Source organism: Membranihabitans maritimus, from assembly GCF_021729145.1.
Lineage (GTDB): Bacteria > Bacteroidota > Bacteroidia > Chitinophagales > Saprospiraceae > Membranihabitans > Membranihabitans maritimus.
In genome coordinates, this window is sequence record NZ_JAJSLW010000043.1 from 1 (window position 1) to 4,726 (window position 4,726).

Here is a 4,726-nt window from a genome sequence, read left to right on the forward strand (position 1 = left end):
AATACCTATGAAATCCGTATCCTTATATCAGAACAAAGACATCACCGCCTTTTTACCGGGCGGGTATAATTATACGGAGATCTATATCGTCGACGGATTATTGGAGCTCAATGAGAAAGTCGTATCCAACGAAAACGATTTCCTGTATGAATACCTGTGGGAGCATCAATTCCATGAGATCCCCTATACCTGACAATTGTGCCACTTAGGACATTTCATTCATTGGATGAAGGTAAAAGAAGATACTGCCTATCTGATATATGACCTTTGTGGTCTAAGAGGAGGGAATATCCGCTACTTCCTGGAGACCGTCCAGGGCAAGGCGTATACCGTACAAATGTTTGATTCTGGAAAAGAAGCGGAGGTGTATGCGGCTACATTTTAGTAGCTAATTTTATATCAATGGGGAGATGAGTACATTTCATCTACTCTTTCTTCGAATGGTATTATTTATATTTATACTGTGCCTTTTTTGTCAAGCTGCACAGGATTCACATGAAGAAATAATTGAAGAAATAAAAAATGTAGGTTTTGAATGGCCCACCTACACTAGCGTTACTACGGGTAAATTTTCAAAATGGTGATGTAATCCGGGATGCAAAGGCCATTGAGAAATTATACAACGTAAATGTCGTTGTGAGTTGCTTTCAAAATTGTACGGATGAGAGAATTGTTTAATTTGATTGCCTTTGATAAGAATGCGGAAGCTAAAAGGAAATAATCTACTACAAAATGCATCATTTTTGCATAAATCACCCTATACTTGTGTTGATATTTCATTTGTAGAAAAACCCCATTTTTTAGGGTTTATCGTTTAATAGAATATAATGGCAGGAGGAAGCTACATATCAAAGAATCTTACCCCATCCCAACTTGACCTAATGCTTATGTTGGATGAGTATGAAATGGACATCTTCACCCTGGATGATGTTAAAAAACTTGTCCCTGACCGGGAACAGGAGGTGAATGAGATCATTGAGAACCTGGCCCACAAAAAAATACTTTCCAGAATAGAAAGAGGTAAATACTGCAGGGCGAACTTCCGGGATGAAAAAGTGATCGGATGTTTCCTTGTCCCGGATGGAGCGATCGCATACTGGTCAGCTCTGAACCTTCACGGCCTTACTGAGCAATTTCCAAATACCATTTTCATCCAAACGACTAAGATTAAAAAAGACAAAAAAGTATTTGGAGTCAGTTATAAGTTCGTCACTATAGCCAAAACCAAAAGAGAAGGAATCAGCAAAGAAGGTTATGGCAATCATAGCTACTCAATGACAGACGTAGAAAAAACCATTGTCGATTGTTTTGACCTTCCCAAATATTCAGGTGGCTATGCCGAACTGATCAGGGCTTTTTCACAGGCAAAACTATCTTCACAGGCAATGATCCGGTACTGCAAAGCAGTCAACAACATTGCTGCTACAAAAAGATTGGGATTCCTGGCCGAATTGCTCGTAAAACCCGGCATGAAAACATTCATCCGCTATGCAAAACAACAAGTGAAAGAAGCATACAACCCATTCGACCCCCAAGGGCCGGATACAGGTGATTACGACAGAGAATGGCGGTTGAGGTTAAACATAAGCAAAGACGAACTGCTGGGTATAGCCAACAAGGTGTACTAATGATATTGAAGCGAGAAATAGAGAAACAGGCAGAAGCCAACAACGTTGCCAAATCCACAATAGATAAGGACTGGGTACTTGGTCACTTCATTGATGCTATTTTTTCCATTCCCCAGTGCAGGGAGTCACTCATCTTCAAAGGAGGAACCTGTTTACGCAAGTGCTATGTTCCGGATTACCGCTTTTCAGAAGATCTCGACTTCACGTCAACCGATCAGGGTTATGTCCTGGATGAAAAACTGCTGAAAGAGATCACGGATCTTATCACTGAACGAACAGAAATTCCACTTCACATTCAGGAGGTATCAGAATTGCGTTTCAAAGACCGGCTGACAGGATACAAAGCCATTGTCAAATTCTGGGGAGCTGATCACTCCAGGAACCAGGCACCCCCACCTCCCAAAAGATGGACAAGCAGCATCAAGATGGAGATCATCCTGTACGAGCAAATGGTATTCCCCACAGAAGACCGGGAAGTACACCACATGTATTCCGATCAATTATCAGTAAAACCACTAAGGGTTCCATGCTATTCCATACACGAGATGCTCGCTGAAAAACTGCGATCACTTATACAACGATCCTACACCGCTCCCAGGGATTTCTATGACATCTGGTACCTTTCACGTAACACAGAAGACATTGATTGGAAGGAGGTGACCAATGCCTTCCACGAAAAAATGAAATACAAGGGTCTTGCGTTCACCGGTATCGATCAGATGATCAATAAAGAAAATGAAAAACGCCTGAAGGCTGCCTGGCAAAATAGTTTAGGCCATCAGATACCGGAGGAGAACATGACTGAATATGAAGTAGTGAAAGAAGACATTGTAAAACTGTTGGAGGAGATTTTTTGATATGGCAACCTGGACAAACATAGAAGTTGAATTGATAGTTGCAGACTATTTTGACATGCTGTCCAAAGAACTGGCTGGCCGGAACTATACAAAGGCCGAGCACAGAAGAAAGTTATTGCCGCTATTAAATGCTTTCTCTAATTTCGCTTCTGTAAATTTCATTATTTGGGTTCAATTTTTACCGTCCAGGAAATTGCTTTCAACCTTTCTTGAATCATTTTCAAAGTTTCTAATACGTCTCCTTCTTTTGGTAAATATCCATACACCAAATCTTTAAAATCACCTGAATAGGTAGCTTTCAACGTATTCCAAACATTTTCCAAATTCTTGAAAATTAGTGATTCATTTGGATGATGGATGAGCCACTTGTTGTTATTTCTAAAACCTGCCACATCGTCATTGGCTACTTTCAAAAGCATTTCATCAAAAGCCGTTGAATGAAAGAATTCTGAAAATTCGTCTTGTTTTAGCAGCTGATGTAAATCGTAAGTATGCCGTATTTTTTTCTTCAAATCCTCAATAGGATTGTCGCCATAAGAAAAACGGACCAAACTCATTATCTTTTCGCAAATGGTTCTTATGGGTTCTAAAGCCAACAATTCAAAAGAGAGCAATCCGTTTTCTTCTGCAATTTCAGATTGCTTATTCTTCAACATCATTTGACCAACAAATGAAATGGTGTTTTTAGTAGTAAAGGGTTCATAGTAGCCCAACCAAGTTGATTCCAAAATAATGACCTCCCTTACCTGACCGTAATCACCTTTAAATTCTTTGTTGTAAGCGTGTGCCGTTTTTCGATTCATTCCCATTTTATGGGTAATACCTTCCATGGAAACTTCTGGTAACACGGTTTCTACTACCCTGCTTATACCTTTTAATTTCGATTTTAACCTGCTGTTTGTTTCACCTTCATGTCTCAATACCACCAGGTCAATATCTTCCGAAAAGCGTTCTATCATTTGGTAACACTTGGATAGCGCTGTACCGCCTTTGAATACCGTGTCTTTTCCTATTTCACTATTGAAAATGGTAAATAGGGTATAAGTAACCCAATAGTCCTTTTCTACATATTCGGGTTTGAGGTTCATTTGCTGGGCGGTAAACCGAATAGCATCCCGGTATAGCGATATGTTTTCGTGCAACTTCATTCGATATACCAATTTGATTTAGTGGGCAATTCGCTTTCTTTCACACCCAATTTGATGGTAGTGAGTGGGTTTAGACTTTCTTTTAGTTTTTCAATACCTTGTACTTTACTACCCATATTTTCTAATACGGCTCCTACCAATGCTCTTACTCTTGGCGGATACACCAAAGCATATTTTAGTAAGGATGCAGTTTGCTTGTTGTTGAGTTCTTTTATTATGGCACTTAATCTGCGTATTGCTTGTTCTGTAGAGCAATCGGGAATCTTTTTAATGTCTTTGAATGCATCCAACAACCCTAAAGTCTCGTAATTACTATCGGTCACTTCGGCATAGCTTTTTACGGCATCTGCTTTTAAGTTTTCCCGGTTGATGTTGATGCGTTTACCACGGCTGGCAATTTTGATGCGAAACGCCATTTGCGTGGTAAGCCCCAAACGGTTGTAAAGCGATGTTCCGGTTTCGTAGGCTATCCTTTTGCCGTTTTCAAACAAATATGGGCGCAGCAGTTCGTTGTAATCGGGCTTTAACTCGCCAAAAATCGTTTGCTCGGGTTTATAAAACACACCTTTGGAAACTTTTTTTATCAAGCCTTCTTTTTGCAGGCGTTCCAGGGCTTTGGCAGCTGTGGCATAGTCTTTTTTGGCAAGACACAAATCATCATACCCGAAGGTTTTGCCTTCCGATAAGGTTTTAATTCGTTTGCGTATTTCAGTTGCCAATGCCATAATGTAAAGATACTTATATTTTTGAAATGTCAAGTTTATGGAGCAGAAAACTTGACATAAGAGTGAGCCAAACGGTTTCTTCCAGGGGCAATACCTTTTTCGCTGAGTGGGTAATGATTAACTTCTCCAGGTCTTTGATTTTTTCTAATAGTTCATTATTATCCATGTTTCACTTAAATTGTAGTTGATATTTATATATAATTTTCTTACTGATATTTCTATAAACCAATGTATCTCACTCTTATGAACGGGGCTTTGTACCGAAAGTTTATACCTGTATTTGTACCGTTGTTAAGATACTCATTTTTCAGTATTTGATCACTCTCCCTTTGATTTTCAGTTCCCGGGCCAGGGTGATGAGATTAAGG

At 39.6% G+C, this 4,726-nt stretch carries 7 protein-coding genes; 4 read left to right on the plus strand and 3 right to left on the minus strand.

Annotated features, from left to right (window positions below; all coding sequences use genetic code 11):
- The 4 genes from LVD47_RS23160 to LVD47_RS23175 form a co-directional block, all read left to right on the plus strand.
- A partial coding sequence (locus LVD47_RS23160; RefSeq protein WP_236981074.1) for a hypothetical protein occupies nucleotides 1–193 on the plus strand: 193 nt, incomplete at its 5' end.
- A gap of 33 nt (nucleotides 194–226) precedes the next feature.
- Nucleotides 227–385 (plus strand): hypothetical protein, encoded by a 159-nt coding sequence (locus tag LVD47_RS23165; protein WP_236981076.1) that lies wholly within the window; start codon nucleotides 227–229, stop codon nucleotides 383–385.
- A gap of 442 nt (nucleotides 386–827) precedes the next feature.
- Complete coding sequence (locus LVD47_RS23170) at nucleotides 828–1,628, plus strand: type IV toxin-antitoxin system AbiEi family antitoxin domain-containing protein (protein WP_236981078.1); 801 nt, start codon at nucleotides 828–830, stop codon at nucleotides 1,626–1,628.
- Nucleotides 1,628–2,485 (plus strand): nucleotidyl transferase AbiEii/AbiGii toxin family protein, encoded by an 858-nt coding sequence (locus LVD47_RS23175; protein ID WP_236981080.1) that lies wholly within the window; start codon nucleotides 1,628–1,630, stop codon nucleotides 2,483–2,485. Before LVD47_RS23170 ends, LVD47_RS23175 begins: the two co-directional genes overlap by 1 nt.
- Nucleotides 2,486–2,646: 161 nt before the next feature.
- Here the strand turns inward: LVD47_RS23175 and LVD47_RS23180 are convergent, their stop codons facing one another.
- Genes LVD47_RS23180 through LVD47_RS23190 form a run of 3 tightly spaced genes read right to left on the minus strand, consistent with a single transcriptional unit; the run spans nucleotide 2,647 to nucleotide 4,524 of the window.
- A complete protein-coding gene (locus tag LVD47_RS23180; RefSeq protein ID WP_236981082.1) occupies nucleotides 2,647–3,633 on the minus strand; it encodes a nucleotidyl transferase AbiEii/AbiGii toxin family protein in 987 nt (328 codons plus the stop codon).
- Nucleotides 3,630–4,358 carry a DUF6088 family protein gene (locus LVD47_RS23185; protein WP_236981084.1) on the minus strand — a complete coding sequence of 243 codons (729 nt, stop codon included), beginning with the start codon at nucleotides 4,356–4,358 and terminating at the stop codon, nucleotides 3,630–3,632. Before LVD47_RS23185 ends, LVD47_RS23180 begins: the two co-directional genes overlap by 4 nt.
- Before the next feature lie 13 nt (nucleotides 4,359–4,371).
- The gene (locus LVD47_RS23190; protein WP_236981086.1) at nucleotides 4,372–4,524 is read right to left on the minus strand and encodes a hypothetical protein; all 153 of its coding nucleotides are present in this window, start codon (nucleotides 4,522–4,524) and stop codon (nucleotides 4,372–4,374) included.
- Nucleotides 4,525–4,726 lie beyond the last annotated feature (202 nt).